This window comes from Paenibacillus sp. J22FR21 (assembly GCF_056269135.1).
In genome coordinates this window covers 153865-167960 of the sequence record NZ_JBWDNJ010000004.1, presented here as the reverse complement: position 1 = coordinate 167960, position 14096 = coordinate 153865, and the positions used below count along the sequence as shown (strand labels likewise).

At 50.0% G+C, this 14096-nt stretch carries 11 protein-coding genes; 9 read left to right on the top strand and 2 right to left on the bottom strand.

All coding sequences use genetic code 11. From position 1 onward, the window contains the following. Nucleotides 1-19 precede the first annotated feature (19 nt). The 4 genes from AC0YNS_RS16170 to AC0YNS_RS16155 all read left to right on the top strand — a co-directional run bounded on the left by AC0YNS_RS16170 (nt 20) and on the right by AC0YNS_RS16155 (nt 3980). Nucleotides 20-394 (top strand): hypothetical protein, encoded by a 375-nt coding sequence (locus tag AC0YNS_RS16170; protein WP_475782023.1) that lies wholly within the window; start codon nt 20-22, stop codon nt 392-394. Nucleotides 395-612: 218 nt separating this feature from the next. Next, complete coding sequence (locus AC0YNS_RS16165) at nt 613-2070, top strand: circularly permuted type 2 ATP-grasp protein (protein ID WP_475782022.1); 1458 nt, start codon at nt 613-615, stop codon at nt 2068-2070. A 27-nt stretch (nt 2071-2097) separates the two neighbouring features. Then, on the top strand, nt 2098-3099 hold the full coding sequence (locus AC0YNS_RS16160) for an alpha-E domain-containing protein (RefSeq protein ID WP_475782021.1): 1002 nt from the start codon (nt 2098-2100) through the stop codon (nt 3097-3099). Next, entirely contained in the window at nt 3096-3980 is an 885-nt protein-coding gene (locus tag AC0YNS_RS16155) for a transglutaminase family protein (RefSeq protein WP_475782020.1), read from the top strand. The genes AC0YNS_RS16160 and AC0YNS_RS16155 overlap by 4 nt, the downstream gene beginning before the upstream one ends. Before the next feature lie 131 nt (nt 3981-4111). Here AC0YNS_RS16155 and AC0YNS_RS16150 read toward each other — a convergent pair whose 3' ends face one another. After that, entirely contained in the window at nt 4112-5557 is a 1446-nt protein-coding gene (locus tag AC0YNS_RS16150) for a SpoVR family protein (RefSeq protein WP_475782019.1), read from the bottom strand. Nucleotides 5558-5728: 171 nt separating this feature from the next. Between AC0YNS_RS16150 and AC0YNS_RS16145 the strand changes: the two genes are divergently transcribed. The 3 genes from AC0YNS_RS16145 (at nt 5729) to AC0YNS_RS16135 (ending at nt 9257) form a co-directional block, all read left to right on the top strand. Then, nucleotides 5729-5872, top strand: coding sequence for an RAxF-45 family protein (locus AC0YNS_RS16145; protein ID WP_475782018.1), 144 nt, complete (start codon nt 5729-5731; stop codon nt 5870-5872). A 106-nt stretch (nt 5873-5978) separates the two neighbouring features. Then, nucleotides 5979-7886 (top strand): ribosomal protection-like ABC-F family protein, encoded by a 1908-nt coding sequence (gene abc-f / locus AC0YNS_RS16140; protein WP_475782457.1) that lies wholly within the window; start codon nt 5979-5981, stop codon nt 7884-7886. A gap of 207 nt (nt 7887-8093) precedes the next feature. Beyond that, the gene (locus tag AC0YNS_RS16135) at nt 8094-9257 is read left to right on the top strand and encodes an ATP-binding protein (RefSeq protein ID WP_475782017.1); all 1164 of its coding nucleotides are present in this window, start codon (nt 8094-8096) and stop codon (nt 9255-9257) included. Nucleotides 9258-9357: 100 nt separating this feature from the next. On the opposite strand, the gene AC0YNS_RS16130 is transcribed toward AC0YNS_RS16135, so the two are convergent. Beyond that, entirely contained in the window at nt 9358-11217 is a 1860-nt protein-coding gene (locus AC0YNS_RS16130; RefSeq protein ID WP_475782016.1) for an LTA synthase family protein, read from the bottom strand. A gap of 185 nt (nt 11218-11402) precedes the next feature. On the opposite strand from AC0YNS_RS16130, the gene AC0YNS_RS16125 reads away from it, so the two are divergent. Together AC0YNS_RS16125 and AC0YNS_RS16120 are read left to right on the top strand one after the other, a co-directional pair. Next, a complete protein-coding gene (locus AC0YNS_RS16125; protein ID WP_475782015.1) occupies nt 11403-12641 on the top strand; it encodes an MFS transporter in 1239 nt (412 codons plus the stop codon). A gap of 325 nt (nt 12642-12966) precedes the next feature. Further along, nucleotides 12967-14076 carry a mandelate racemase/muconate lactonizing enzyme family protein gene (locus tag AC0YNS_RS16120; RefSeq protein WP_475782014.1) on the top strand — a complete coding sequence of 370 codons (1110 nt, stop codon included), beginning with the start codon at nt 12967-12969 and terminating at the stop codon, nt 14074-14076. Nucleotides 14077-14096: the final 20 nt, after the last annotated feature.

The following is a 14096-nucleotide window of genomic DNA, read 5'->3' as shown; positions in this document are numbered from 1 at the left end:
TGCAGAAGGGGTGTTGGACATGCAGTTGTTGCTGCTGAACAAGAACGGAGAAAGCGAGTGGGTTCCAATGGATAAGATATGCTTCGTGTCACATTCTTCGAATGGGCCCAAGTTTGTGACCAAGAGTGGAGCGAGCTATCAGTATCCTCAGACGATGGAGCAAGTGACGCTCGTATTTGGACCATTCGGCTATGAGCGACTTGATCGCAACGTTGTTGTTAATATGGCGGCAGCTGTATGCTACAATCCGGTTGAACGAAATGTGTACTTCGATGATTCAGCCGAAAGCGGAGGCGGCTTATATGCCACGGTATCGGGAGCGAACGTCGACAAAGTAAAGCACCTGATTATTCGAGAAAATGAAGGGGTAACCTACGCGACTTCCGCTGCGTAATGTGGTAGGAAGGCGTGTAAGCGTAACCTAACAATAATATTCCTTAAATTACTGTAAAGGCTGCCTATATCGGGCCTTTTATGTGTTATATAAGTTGACATAGGTGACCTCATTGAGTATGATCTTAGTAATATAATCCAAATTGAGTACGATGAAACAGACAAGATAGTGCAAAAACTGACATGATAGTGACACTGATGGCTTTGGAGGCGGTTGACATGTCGATGGCGATGAAATCACAATTCGATCCTTACGATTCACAATCTTTCTACGACGAAATGTTCGATAAAGATCTTAATGTACGACCACATTATGAAAGTGTTCATCGAACGTTCGCCCGTATGAAGCCGCCGGAGCTGACAGCGCGCCACACAACCATTCAACAGCGGATGCTGGAGGAAGGAATCACGTTTACACTCTACACCCAGAATCAGAACGAGCCGCTCGAGCGTACAATCCCGTTTGACTACATTCCGCGCATCATTCCAAAGCATGAATGGGAAAGCATTGAACGCGGTATGAAGCAGCGGGTTAAAGCGTTGAATGCCTTTATCCGTGACGTCTATCATGAACAGCGTATCGTCAATGACGGCATCATCCCAAGACAAATGATCATCGGTAATAAATATTTTCGACCGGAGATGGCAGGTCTGCAAGTCCCGCAGAACGTCTATATGACCGCATCCGGCATAGATTTAATTAAGGACGAGAAGGGCCGCTATTTTGTGCTGGAGGATAATCTTCGTACACCGTCAGGGTTTTCTTACTTATATAAAGGGAGAAGCTTGATGAGTGAGCTGTTCTCCGATTTGTACTTGAACAGTTCGGTTGCGGATATCGAGCGCAGCTTGAATGTGTTTCTCAGCTCGCTGCGCAGCTTGGCGCCATCGGGGAAGCCGAACCCGCTTATTGTACTGCTGACTCCGGGTGCTTACAATTCCGCCTACTTCGAGCATGCATTTCTGGCTCAGCAAATGGGAATCCATCTGGTGGAAGGCCGCGATCTGGTCTACAAGGATCACAAAATCTATTTGCGCGATCTTCGAGGCTTGCGTCAGGTAGATGTCATCTACAGAAGACTTGATGATGAATATTTGGATCCATTAGCATTCCAAGCGGATTCGCTGCTCGGAGTTCCGGGTCTCATGAATGCTTATCGGGCAGGCAACGTTGCCATCGCCAATGCCCCGGGCACAGGCGTGGCAGACGACAAAGCGATCTATGCGTATGTACCGGATATGGTCCGTTATTACTTAGGTGAGGAACCCATTCTGCATAATGTACCTACTTACATTTTGTCACGCAAGGAAGAACGGGAGTATGTACTGGATAATCTGGATCAGCTTGTAGTCAAGGAAACCTCTCTCTCCGGCGGTTACGGGATGCTTATTGGCCCTGCTGCTTCCTCCAAGGAGATACATGCATTCGCAGACGCCATCCGCCGTGATCCTGGGCGTTACATCGCTCAAACGACGATGAAGCTGTCACGGGCGCCGGTGATGCTCGGAGGGGCTATGCAGCCGCGCCATATTGATTTACGCGTATTTGTGCTCATGGGCGCTCAAACCCATGTTATTCCGGGCGGATTGACTCGTGTAGCGCTTCAGGAAGGCTCTTTAGTCGTGAACTCTTCGCAGGGCGGCGGCGTAAAAGATACGTGGGTGCTTAGTCGTTAACGATTATAGGAAGCGGAGGGATGGACGATGCTGAACCGGAATGCAGAGGCTTTGTTTTGGATCGGGCGGTACATGGAACGGGCGGAGAACCATGCTCGGCTAATCGATGTTCACTATCACCTTCAGTCAGATGACTCGCATACGATACCGAAAGGCGAACCAGGCGAGAAGGCCCAATCGCTGTGCAAATGGGGGCGGATCGTCGATGCACTCGGCAGCAGAGCCGCATACGAGTCGCAGTACGGCACTTACACGGAACAGGATGTTGTGCTGTATATCACCCTTGATCGCGACAATGCGAATTCCCTCGTTACATGCGTTAATCATGCTCGGGATAACGTAAGGACGCTTCGGGAGAAGCTGCCGAGTGAGCTGTGGGATGTGACGAACGGTTTCTATCTGTGGCTGCGTGAGAAGCAGGCAGGGGATTGGACCCGGGAGTCGCCTCATCAATTTTTTGGCAAAATTAAAGAATGGACGGCTCTCTTTCAAGGGATCACACAGTCGGTAATGCCGCGCGAGAACGAGTTCCATTTCATTGAATGCGGCCGTTATCTGGAACGAACAGAGAATACGCTTCGCATTATGCAATCTGCGATTACGTCCAGAACCTTGCTCCCTTCGGATATGGATAGCGGTAATGATGTGTATCCATTCCTGCAAGCGGTGCTGCGTTCCGTTAGTGGCTACCAAACTTTCCGACGTTATTACGCGGATGGTTTCTCGCAGGAAGCGATTATGGAGTTCCTTATTCTGAATGAAGTGTTCCCACGCTCCGTTCATTACTCTCTGCATGCTCTCGATGAGCATTTGCGCGGTATTCAGCTGCAGGAGAAGCAGCTTCGTACGGCACATGATCGGATCATCCGGCAAGTGGTGAAGCTGAAGGCGGAGCTGGCTTGTTTGGAGCGGGAGGATTTGCAGCGGGATGAGGAAGGGCGAGTTACAGGACATTTACTCCAAGCTGCGGGGCAGCTGGGGGTGTCGTTTGCTCATACCTTTTTTCGTATGGGGGAGGTCAGCGCATGAAGCTTTGCATCTCGCACACAACGCAATACTCGTACAAGGATCCGGTTATGGACAGTGTCAATGAAATCCGGCTGACGCCATTTACGAATGAGCAGCAATCGTGTTATCAGCATTCCATCTCGGTGGAGCCGAATGCACCGCTCTTTAGTTATGACGATTATTTCGGCAATCGCGTGCACGCGTTCTCTGTCAATGACCAGCATCGCAGGTTGATCATTCGCACGCAGATGACGGTCGTCACGAAGGAAGCCGTTAAACCGATTGAAGGTCAGGAAGGCATGACGCCTAAGCAAGCATGGGATTGGCTGGCGACGGACGGAGCGATGAACCGGTTTGCCGAATATTTGCTGCCTACGGAGTATACAGGCATTACGCCTGAGGTTGCGGCATTTGCGGAAACGCCTCTGCTAAGTGATCCCAATGAGAAAGAGCAGGGCGTATACAGCTGGCTGGCCTATGTTTCCAATCGGATACGCAACGAGTTCGTATACGATCCGGAAGCGACCAATGTGCACACCATCGCAGGAGACATGATGCGCAGACGTCGCGGTGTCTGTCAGGATTTTGCCCATCTGATGATCGCGGCATGTCGCTCGAAAGGTGTGCCGGCTCGTTATGTGAGCGGTTATCACTTTGTCGGTGACTTGCGCGGGGGCAACGCGGATTTCGAGCAGGCTTCACATGCTTGGGTGGAGGCCTATGCGCCGGGTCTTGGCTGGTGCGGGTTCGATCCTACGAATGATGCGCTGGTCGGCGAACGTTACGTGAAGCTGGGCCATGGCCGGGATTATAAAGATATCGTCCCTGTTAAAGGTGTCTACCGGGGAACGAGCGAAGCGAATTTGGAAGTGAAGGTTGATGTGAGAAGGGTCGAGGCCTAGCAGATCGTATCCCCGGAGTGTTTGGGGATGCGGTCTTTTTTCGTGCTGTGATGGAGATACGCATAGATCAACAAAAAGATCGCATGCCCGCAGTCACCTGGGTGGCTGCATGGGAATGCGATCTTTTCTCGTTAAATGAATTTTCGGCTCGTTTTCTTGCCGTCGCAGCTGAATACGATTCGTTTGTCCTCGACGACCGTCTCAAGGTGCACGGATTTGCCCCACAGCTGAACGACGTGAGGGAGCGTGCGCTCCACGTATTTCAAATCCAGCTCGACCCCTTCATATTGGTGGAAGAGGAACAGCTCGCCGACGCGGTTAAAGTCGCCATCCGTTACGACTAAGCTTGGGAAGCCGCCGTTGACCCTTGAAGTCACGAGCTGGTCGCGGACGGACTCCCATGCTTTATCGGTGATTTTCCATTCCGCGCCTTTCTTCTCGAAGACGTAGAGATCTAGATCGCCCACAAGCTTCTTCGTCAAATAATTACGCAGGAATGAAATATCGGAGTCGAACTCACGCACTTCGAAGATTTTTTCCCGCCCAAGACCCGGTTTGCGTCCGAAGCGATCCTGCTCCTCCTTGGTCGGGTTATCCCAGCGGCGCTCAATATCTTCAAAGATCTTGAGCCCTAAGTAATAGGGATTCAGTGAATGTCTCGACGGCTGCACAACGGCAGAATTGAGCGAGGCAAATTCGATCGTTTCCGCGCTCGTTAAATCTAGCTCGCGTAGGATCCGCTGATGCCAGTAGGAAGCCCAGCCTTCGTTCATGATTTTCGTCTCGATTTGCGGCCAGAAATAGAGCATCTCATCCCGCAGCATGGACATGATGTCGCGCTGCCAATCCTGCAAATTCGGGGAGTATTCCTCAATGAACCAGATCAGATCCTTCTCCGGCTGAGGAGGGAATTTCTTCGGTTCATTATTGGCAGCTTTGAGGCTCGCTTGCTCCGCTTGTACTTCTGCATCAAGCGTCCATAGATCGTCATATTGTGATTGGCGCGCTACTTTGTCGACTTGATTGGCTTTATTGAGCAGCTCGATGTAATGGGCTTTATCCAGCTTATATGGCCGGATAATAGTGGAGTCGACATGCTCTTGAATAGCGAGGACAGCGTCGATGAATTTCTCAACGGCATCGGTTCCATACTCCATCTCGTATTGACTCACACGCTCGGCCGTGGCGGACATGCTTTCCACCATATTACGGTTCGTAGCGCTGAAGCGCGCATTGTTCTTGAAGAAGTCACAGTGTGCCAATACGTGCGCGACAATCAGCTTATTCTGTATGAGTGAGTTGCCATCCAGCAGAAAGGCATAGCAAGGGTTGGAGTTAATGACAAGCTCATAGATTTTACTGAGGCCAAAATCATACTGCATCTTCATTTTATTAAATGTTTTGCCAAAGCTCCAATGGCTGAACCGGGTAGGCATGCCGTAAGCGCCGAATGTATAAATGATATCGGCCGGGCATATTTCATACCGCATCGGGTAGAAATCGAGGCCAAATCCTTGTGCAATCTCAGTGATCTCGTCAATAGCTCGCTCTAATGCTTTGATCTCATCCTGGTGCAATTTCGCTTCCCCCTTGTAATGCGAGTGTGCTTCATAGCTATATGTATGGGAGGGCGGACAGTGATATGAGCTTTTTTTACGGCGATAGCCCGTTTCTTCATGGCCTTCTTGCGGCACGGTTGTAATCTGTGTTATTGTTAGATAAATATTAGGAAGGAGGTGTGGGGTAGGATGAATTCAGAAATGGTGAACAACCGTATTAGCCAGCTGCCGATTGCTATGGCTGGCATCGTGCATACATTTGGACCTAACGGGAGCAGTCTGTCCAAATTTGCCAATACGGCACCATCACTCAAGCGAAGACGCCTACCTTAGACCTCGATCGGTAAAGACCGAAGAGTCGCAGGGCATTTTCCTGCGGCTTTTTTTTGTTGGTTTCAATAGAGGGGCGATCTTCCGAAACAACTGGGAGGATTCCATGATGATTATCGTTAATGGTCAACATATAAAGAAATATTACGGCGCGACGCTAGTGCTTGAAGACGTTACATTTGAAATTCACGAAGGGGAGCGGGTAGGGTTGGTTGGCCGCAATGGAAGCGGTAAATCCACCTTGATCTCGCTCATCGCAAGGCTATCTAAACCGGATGAAGGGCAGCTCACGATTCGCAAGGATACGAAAATCGGATATTTGGCACAAATCCCGGCGGCTTGGGACGATAGTACGGTATACGATGTGCTGGCATCCGGGTATGCGGAGCTCTTAGCATGCAAAGCGCAAATGACGAAGCTGGAGCTGGAAATGTCCGATCCGGGAACGAGCGAGAAGCGGCTGGAGCAGCTGCTTCGTGAATACTCCGTGCTGCAGGAGCGATTTCAGAATGAAGGCGGCTACGAGCTCGATGCGAAGATTGATACGGTTGCGACGGGGCTGCTAATTCCGCGTGAGATGTACGGAAGACGGTATGGCACCTTATCCGGCGGGGAGAAGACGAAGATTGGACTTGCGGCGCAGCTTATCAGCAAGCCTGAGCTGCTGCTGCTGGATGAACCGACCAATCATTTGGATTTGCAAGGCGTGCAGTGGCTGGAGTCGTATCTGAACGGATATGACGGTACTTGCTTGATTGTTTCGCATGACAGGATGTTTCTGGACCATGTCGTTAAGAAAATAATCGATATCGAAGACGGCGAAGCCGTTACTTACCATAGCAATTACAGCGGTTATGTGAAGGAGAAGGAATCGCAGCTGCTGCAGCAGTTTGCCGAGTACCAAGAGCAGCAGAAGGTTATCAAGAAGATGAAAGAGACAATTAAGCAGCTGCATGAGTGGGGCAGAATCGGCGGCAGCGAGAAGTTCTTCCGAAGGGCGGCTTCGATGCAGAAGGCACTGGATCGGATGGAGAGGCTGAAGCGTCCGGTGCTTGATCCGAAAGGAGCGGAGTTTCAGCTCCAGCTGGCAGATCGCTCCGGTAAACGGGTCGTTGAATTTCAGGGATTAACCAAGAGCTACGGTGAGCGCAAGCTGTTGCACGAGGTCAACGGGATGCTGCTATACGGCGAGAAGATTATGCTGCTTGGCCCTAACGGAACGGGCAAAACGACCCTGATCAAGCTGATTCTCGGAACGGAAGCGCCGGACAGCGGAACGGTCGATATCGGGGCACGCGTGGATATCGGTTATTTGGCTCAGCAGCAATATCCTGCGGATGATAAGAAGAATGTGCTCGCATATTTCCGTGAGGCTGCGGGGATGGAGGAGGGCGAAGCTCGCTCGCATTTGGCGCGGTATCTATTCACCCAAGGAGATGTGTTCAAGAGCGTAAGCCAGTTATCGGGAGGGGAGTGGACGCGGCTGCGGCTCGCGCTGCTCATCCTGAAGAAGCCGAATTTGCTGCTGCTGGATGAACCGACTAATCATATGGACATCGCCTCCAGAGAAGCGCTTGAGGATGCGCTGGAAGACTTCCCCGGTTCGATTCTTGCGATATCGCATGATCGTTATTTTATTAATCGACTGGCGAATAAAGTGTGGGAGCTCGATCGAGCTGCGCTCACGGTGTACCTCGGCGCTTACGATGAATATGCCGAGAAGCGCAAGCAGCTTCGTACGGATGAGAGTCTGCCGCCCGTCATGAAGAAGGATGTATCTCCGGTTAAGCGAAATCAAGCAGTGGACCTTCATGCCCAATCCTCCTCGAAGCAGCCCAACTTGGAGAAGCTGGAGCAGCAAATCAGCCAGCTCGAAGCCCGGTTGGCAGAGATGGATACGGAGCTGAACGAGAAGTCAGAGCTGCTCGGAGTGGATAAGCTCGCTCAGCGTTGGCGCGAAAGGGAGCAAGTACAAGAACAGTTGAATGAAATTTACACAAAATGGATGGAACCATAATTGAACATCTTTCCCAATAATGGAGATATAACATATAACTCTATGTTATAGTTAGATGAGAAAAATAGTTATTTTTTACTATTCTATTGTCGAACCTACTAGAGGGAGTCGTGTTCCACACCCATGTCCGCCATCCTAATTTATCAATTTCATGGTTTGCTCTATATATTAGCGTCTTGTACATTTGTATTTATAAGCCCAAGGATCATGCTGTCGGCTCGGCGAAGGAAGCAGGTAATCGCGATCATCATGGTAGCGTTATCTACCTGTTACCAAATCATCGAGCCCATTGATCCGCTTGTTTTCTCGCTGCATCTCATGCCGATCGGCATTATGATGGCGGCGGTGTTTGAAGGGGCGGTTCCCGGAATAATGATTTGTGCGGCGGTTACGCTTTGCGGATATTTCCTTGTGGGTACGGATATCGAGGCAAATCTGGCAAGCAATCTCGTATTATTGCTGCTGGGACTATGGTTTCATTACCGGATGTTATGGAAGAGTGAGCTTTCACGGACAATGGGATATGCATTGTTGTTCATGCTTATACATTTTGTTGTGTTCCTCGTGGTGTATCCTGACAGTGATGGACTGAGTGCGGCTCAAGTGCTGGCCTTATCTCTTGGAACGATGTTCTCCGCTGTTGTTGTCGTCATAACCTGCAATAAGGTTAGAAGTCAGGAGAATATGCAGGAAGAGCTTTATAAAGCCGAGAAGTTCCATATGATTGGCGAGCTGGCGGCCTCGATTTCCCATGAAATCCGCAATCCGCTTACAACGGCACAGGGATTTCTCCAAATGATGGCGAAGCCCGGCGTCAACAGCGAATCCATGGAACGATATCGCTTGCATGCCATAGAAGGAGTGGAGCATGCGAATGCGGTCATAACGGATTTCTTGAACTATGCCAAACCGACGATTGATGAAGCGAGACCGATCAATGTGATCGCGGAGATCGAAGGGCTCATTCCGTGGATAGCGCCGCTGTCTGTTATGTCCAGCATCGAAATCCAAATTATGCATCAGCAGAAGAACGCCGTCTACATTATGGGGGAACCGAAGAAGTTTCAGCAATGTCTGTTGAACCTAATGAAGAATGCTGTTGAAGCGATGCCGGCAGGCGGTTTGTTAACGGTTTCGACTCGGATTGAGAAGGGGCAGGTATGCATTCAGATTTCCGATACCGGAGTGGGCATGAGCAAGTTGCAGCTAAGACGAATCGGAATGCCGTTCTTCACAACGAAGGAGAAGGGCACGGGACTTGGGTTGATGGTCGTCGTCAGTCTCGTCAAGGTCATGGGCGGGGAAATCTTATTCACAAGCGAGTCGGGGCAAGGCACAGTTTGTGAAATCAAATACGGGTTGTACGGATAAAATGTATCCACATGCACCCAAATAAAGCACTCTCCTCATTAGCGGCATCATGACCGGCTAGCGAGAAGAGTGCTTTTATTAATGGCATAGGATGTTGTAGTTAAGGCTTCAACGGCGGCAGCTGACTCACGTAGCTGTCTGATAGATGAAGCAGCTTTAGTGCGCGATTGTATTGATCCTCGGATACCGTTGATCCATTCTGAACAGTGCCACGCAGCGGGTAATGGGTGCCGTCACTATAGGCAGTACCCGGAATAAACAATTCTTGATCGTTAATCATCGATCCGGTAGGCAGGTAGTAACGTTCCGGCAGAATGTTCGACGTTTGATTGAGCAGATCTTGCCCGAAGTGAATGTGATCCGCTAAAGAAATGCCAAGCAAATTCGCGATCGTTGGCATAATATCCGATTGACCGCCAATTTGCGGAAGCTTCGCCGGTGCCGTAATACCGGGAGCCGAGATAATTAACGGAATGTTGATCATGTCGGTAAACCCGTATTCATGACCGTAGATTTCACGCATCAGCTTCTTGTCGTCGTTGTCTAACGAGTAGACCGGCAGACCAAGGTGGTCGCCATACGTTACGAATACGCTGTTATCCCAAATTCCGCGAGCCTTCAGATCGTCAATTAACAAGCCAAGCGCATAGTCGGCGTAATTCTGAGCGCGAATATAATCACCTACAAAAGTACCTTCATAACGCTCAGGCAGTTTCATTTTGTATTTCGCCTCGGGAATTGTGAAGGGGTGATGGGACGACATGGATATAATTTGCGCATAGAACGGTTTGCCGGATTGCTGCATGTTATCTAGCTGTTCGGCTGTTTTCTTGTACAACACCTCGTCGGAAGGGCCGAAGAATACCATATCTTCTTTGCCGAAGAAGGATTGATCATAGTATTTGTCAAATCCAAGCGCTTTATAAAGCCCGATTCGGTTCCAGAATTCCACGACATTCGTATGGAACGTAGCGCTCTGGTAGCCGTTCTGATCCATAATTCGAGGGAGGCTCGGCAGTTCTCTGTCACTGTAAGCCATCGTTGCTGCGCCTCGCGGCGGAATATAGAACGACGTATTCACGACGAATTCAGCATCGGAGGTGTTGCCTTGGCCGACCTGCTGATAGAAATTAGGGAAATACATATGCTCGCGAGCTAATTTGTTCATATTCGGCGTAATTTCTTGTCCGTCGATTTGGAGTCCGATCAAGAAATTCTGCAGCGATTCCATTTGCAAAATAATAAGGTTCTTGCCTGCTGCCACGCTCGCGTAATTAGGTGCTGCGGGCTCCGTGATTCCTTTTGTTTCATCGATGAGCTCACGGGTAATCTCCTTCATCGGTGTTTTCGGTGTATTGTCATCCGCGAAGATCGTATAGATTTCGTAATTGAGTATACCCATCTCTTCTGCTTTGACAATTTCATTCATGCTGGCACGATTGGGCAATATATTGAAGAGGCACAGTGCAAGCGAAATGATGAAAACAAGCGAGATCACGGATCGGCTAAGCGGGATCTGACTGAAGGTTTTCCAGCCTTGAAATTTCGATCGTCTGACGAGCAGGAAAGTAAACACGATAATATCGAGAAAAATAAACAAATAATAAGGATCCAGGAGTGAGAACACGCTGCTCTTCACGGCCGTTACTTGATTGACCTGCTCCAGTGCATGATAGGTCACGATGATTCCAAAATATTTGTAATACATAATGACGGCGAACAAGATCGCGGTGACAAGTAAATTAACCGTCACATACAGCGCCAGCTTACGTTTGGTGGCGAACCATTCAATTAAGCAGAATAGGATCCAAAAGAATGGAAGCTCCGTGACGAGCAGCGTCCAAGATGGACCTCCGTCAAAGATAACGAGCCACGCTAATGTCGATTTAATGACTAATATAAGGGTGAAAAAAATAAACGGCCTCATCTGAAACAGCCGTTTAAGGCGCCAAAGCGGCATGGTGAAATCCTCCTATACACAAGCTTGATCTGGTAATCTCTTAACGAACTCTTTACGTTCTCTTAACGTTCATTATGCCCCCATGCAAGACGGTTTGTCAAAATGGAAAATAGACGCCAAAAGACGTAAGGAGTGTTATACTATACTCTGAAAAATGATCTAATTATGAAGGGTAACGATAGAATATGAATGCCATAAAATCGCTAGTCTCGACGCTGCGGCTGCAGCTCGGTCCAAGAGCCTGGCATAATTTCTGCTTTGATGCCACGGCCTCGGTGTTATTCAGCTTCTTTAATGTTGTGTTCAACCAGTTTTACATCCCGATGGCGATTCAGCAGGGAGCTTCCAATATCCAGGTCGGACTGCTGTCAGCGGCTCCGGCAATTGGTTTGCTGCTTTCTCCGTTATGGGCAAGCTGGATTGAACGCTCAGGCGACCCGAAACCGTTTATCGTGATTCCCAACTTGATCGCAAGGGCACTTATCATACTGCCTGCATTTTTTGGCGTTCCCTTGATGTATGTCGTTGCAGCGTTAGCATTCCATACGTTGATGGGGGTGCAGGCGCCGGCCTATGCTTCGATGGTCGTCCGAATGTATCCGCCTGAGCATCGCGGGAAGCTTATGGGCAATACAAGAGTAGCCATGGGAATCATTATGATTCCGACCGCATTCATGATTGGCAAGTGGATCGATGTCAGCGGGCCCTCCGGGCCGCTGCTGTTTGCTTCCATCACCGGGGTGATCTCCATTCTCGTTTTCGCAAAGGTGAAAGCGCGTAAGGAAGCGCCGTCCAAGCTGCAGACTGCGAAGCGAGCTTCACTTAAAGAGCAGCTGCAGCTCATCAAGCAGAATCGCGAGCTGGCGATCTTCTTCCTGGCTTGCACATTTACGGGTTTCGGCAACATTATCGCTCAGCCGCTGTATCAAATTATTCAAGTAAATTGGCTGGAGCTTACGAATACGGAAATTGGCTATGCGCGAGCGACTTATTTTACCTGTCTGCTTGTTTCTTATTTTGTTGTCGGCAGTGTAATTGATAAGTTGTCGGCCAAACAAACCGTAGCTTATGGTTTAGCTGCGTTCGCGATCGTCCCCATATTGTATGCCATCTTCAGCAATTTGCCGGCTGTTATGATTGGCAGCGGCATTCAAGGCTTAGGGGACGCGATCTGGGATATCGGCTTCCTAGCTTACGTATTCCGACTCGCTCCGGGGCGTGAAGCGGTTGTGTTCGGGCTTCATCTAATGCTGTTCGGCATCCGCGGCAGTATCGGGCCCCTGCTCAGCACATCTTTGTCGGAGACGATGCCGATTTCTTGGCTGCTCTACGCTGCTGGATTGTTCGGTCTGATTGGTTTGATGGCATTCGTTCTCTACCATCGAAGTACAGGTGGACTGCAGAAGCTGGAGCTGGACAGGTAGTATGCGATTGGGGGGAAGCCTCTGTGGCCACTTATGAAGTGGAAACAGAGGTTTTTTTGTGCGTAACGAAGGCTGCAGAGCGCAGACTGCTGCCCGCTAACCGCCAACTGCTAATTAATAAACTCTAACGGCACAATTAGAAGAAATAAAGAGAGGTAGCAGGTGCCGCACATGGTGTGTAGTAGCCTGGTTATTAGCTGCCGTATTCAGTAATCGACCCAGATTGATAATTTACAAGACCTCTTTATCGATGTATACTTTGAAATGACATAATTCCACCTACAGTATACTTATCATTCATAATAATGAATTGGAGTGAGCCAGGATGAGAATTACGAATATCGAGACGTTTACAGTTCGATTAGCTCCGCCGCCGACTCAGCCGGATGATCTTCGCGTAACGAGCGTAGGTCTAACCCGGATTCAAACCGACCAAGGCGTTACCGGCTACGGCTTTCGGTTAACCGATGCGAGTAAGCTGGAGCAGCAGGTGAAGCCGCGCCTGCTTGGCAAGAGCCCGCTCGACATTGAAGCGCATCTGCAAAGCGGCGCACTTGCAGGCTGTCCGTCGGTCGAGCATGCCTTGTGGGATATTGCCGGCAAGGCGGCAGGGCTGCCGGTACGCTCCTTGCTTGGCAGCGCCAGAGAATCGATGCCTTATTATTTGACGTGCGTATGGCCGGGAGAGTCGGATCAATCGCATATTGCCATCGAGGATCAAGCGGAGCAGCTCGTTCGATATTATGAAATGGGTCATAAACGGTTCAAAATCCGCGCATGGCGTCCGGATCCAATGGATGATGTGCGCGTGCTGGAGCTTGTTCGCAAACGGATCGGGGGCCGCGATAAAGTAGAGCTAATGCTGGATCGTACCGCGCATCTGCCGGGCTGGATCTGGACCTACGAGCAAGCGCTTCAGGTTGCGCGCGGCTTGGAGGCAGTCGATGCGAATTGGCTTGAGGAGCCGTTCGCCCGTGATGATCTGGCATCCTATCGACGTCTCGCCGAGGAAGTCGATCTTCCGATTACCGGCGGGGAATTCGCGCAGGAGCTGCCTATATTCAGAGACTACTTGGTCCAACAAGCCGTCGATATCCTGCAGCCGGATGCGGCGATCAGCGGTGGGATCTGGCCATGTCGCAAGGCTTGTACGCTCGCCGAAGCTTTCGGCGTTCCATGCATACTACATGGAACCAGCGGTCTGGACTGGACGACGACGATGCAGGTCGGAGCCTCCATCGCTTCTTGCTCGATGCTGGAGTATGCACTGATTTTCCCGCCGCTTACACCGGAAGAGTCGGTTAAGAATATAGATCGAATCCTGAAGAAACCGGGCTTGTTTACGTTCAAGGACGGCGAAGTGCTGCTGCCTAAGGCGCCGGGACTCGGCATTGAGCTTGATGAAGAAGCCATCGAGGCGCTGCGCGAACGATAAGGTATCCTATTTCATATCAT

What these genes read in the sequence shown, in the direction of transcription:
- AC0YNS_RS16130 (WP_475782016.1), bottom strand. Translation starts at nt 11,217, where the DNA reads ATGCCGCTTTGGCGCCTTAAACGGCTGTTTCAGATGAGGCCGTTTATT.
- AC0YNS_RS16160 (WP_475782021.1), top strand. Translation starts at nt 2,098, where the DNA reads ATGCTGAACCGGAATGCAGAGGCTTTGTTTTGGATCGGGCGGTACATG.
- AC0YNS_RS16145 (WP_475782018.1), top strand. Translation starts at nt 5,729, where the DNA reads ATGAATTCAGAAATGGTGAACAACCGTATTAGCCAGCTGCCGATTGCT.
- AC0YNS_RS16170 (WP_475782023.1), top strand. Translation starts at nt 20, where the DNA reads ATGCAGTTGTTGCTGCTGAACAAGAACGGAGAAAGCGAGTGGGTTCCA.
- AC0YNS_RS16120 (WP_475782014.1), top strand. Translation starts at nt 12,967, where the DNA reads ATGAGAATTACGAATATCGAGACGTTTACAGTTCGATTAGCTCCGCCG.
- AC0YNS_RS16135 (WP_475782017.1), top strand. Translation starts at nt 8,094, where the DNA reads ATGCTGTCGGCTCGGCGAAGGAAGCAGGTAATCGCGATCATCATGGTA.
- abc-f (WP_475782457.1), top strand. Translation starts at nt 5,979, where the DNA reads ATGATTATCGTTAATGGTCAACATATAAAGAAATATTACGGCGCGACG.
- AC0YNS_RS16165 (WP_475782022.1), top strand. Translation starts at nt 613, where the DNA reads ATGTCGATGGCGATGAAATCACAATTCGATCCTTACGATTCACAATCT.
- AC0YNS_RS16125 (WP_475782015.1), top strand. Translation starts at nt 11,403, where the DNA reads ATGAATGCCATAAAATCGCTAGTCTCGACGCTGCGGCTGCAGCTCGGT.
- AC0YNS_RS16155 (WP_475782020.1), top strand. Translation starts at nt 3,096, where the DNA reads ATGAAGCTTTGCATCTCGCACACAACGCAATACTCGTACAAGGATCCG.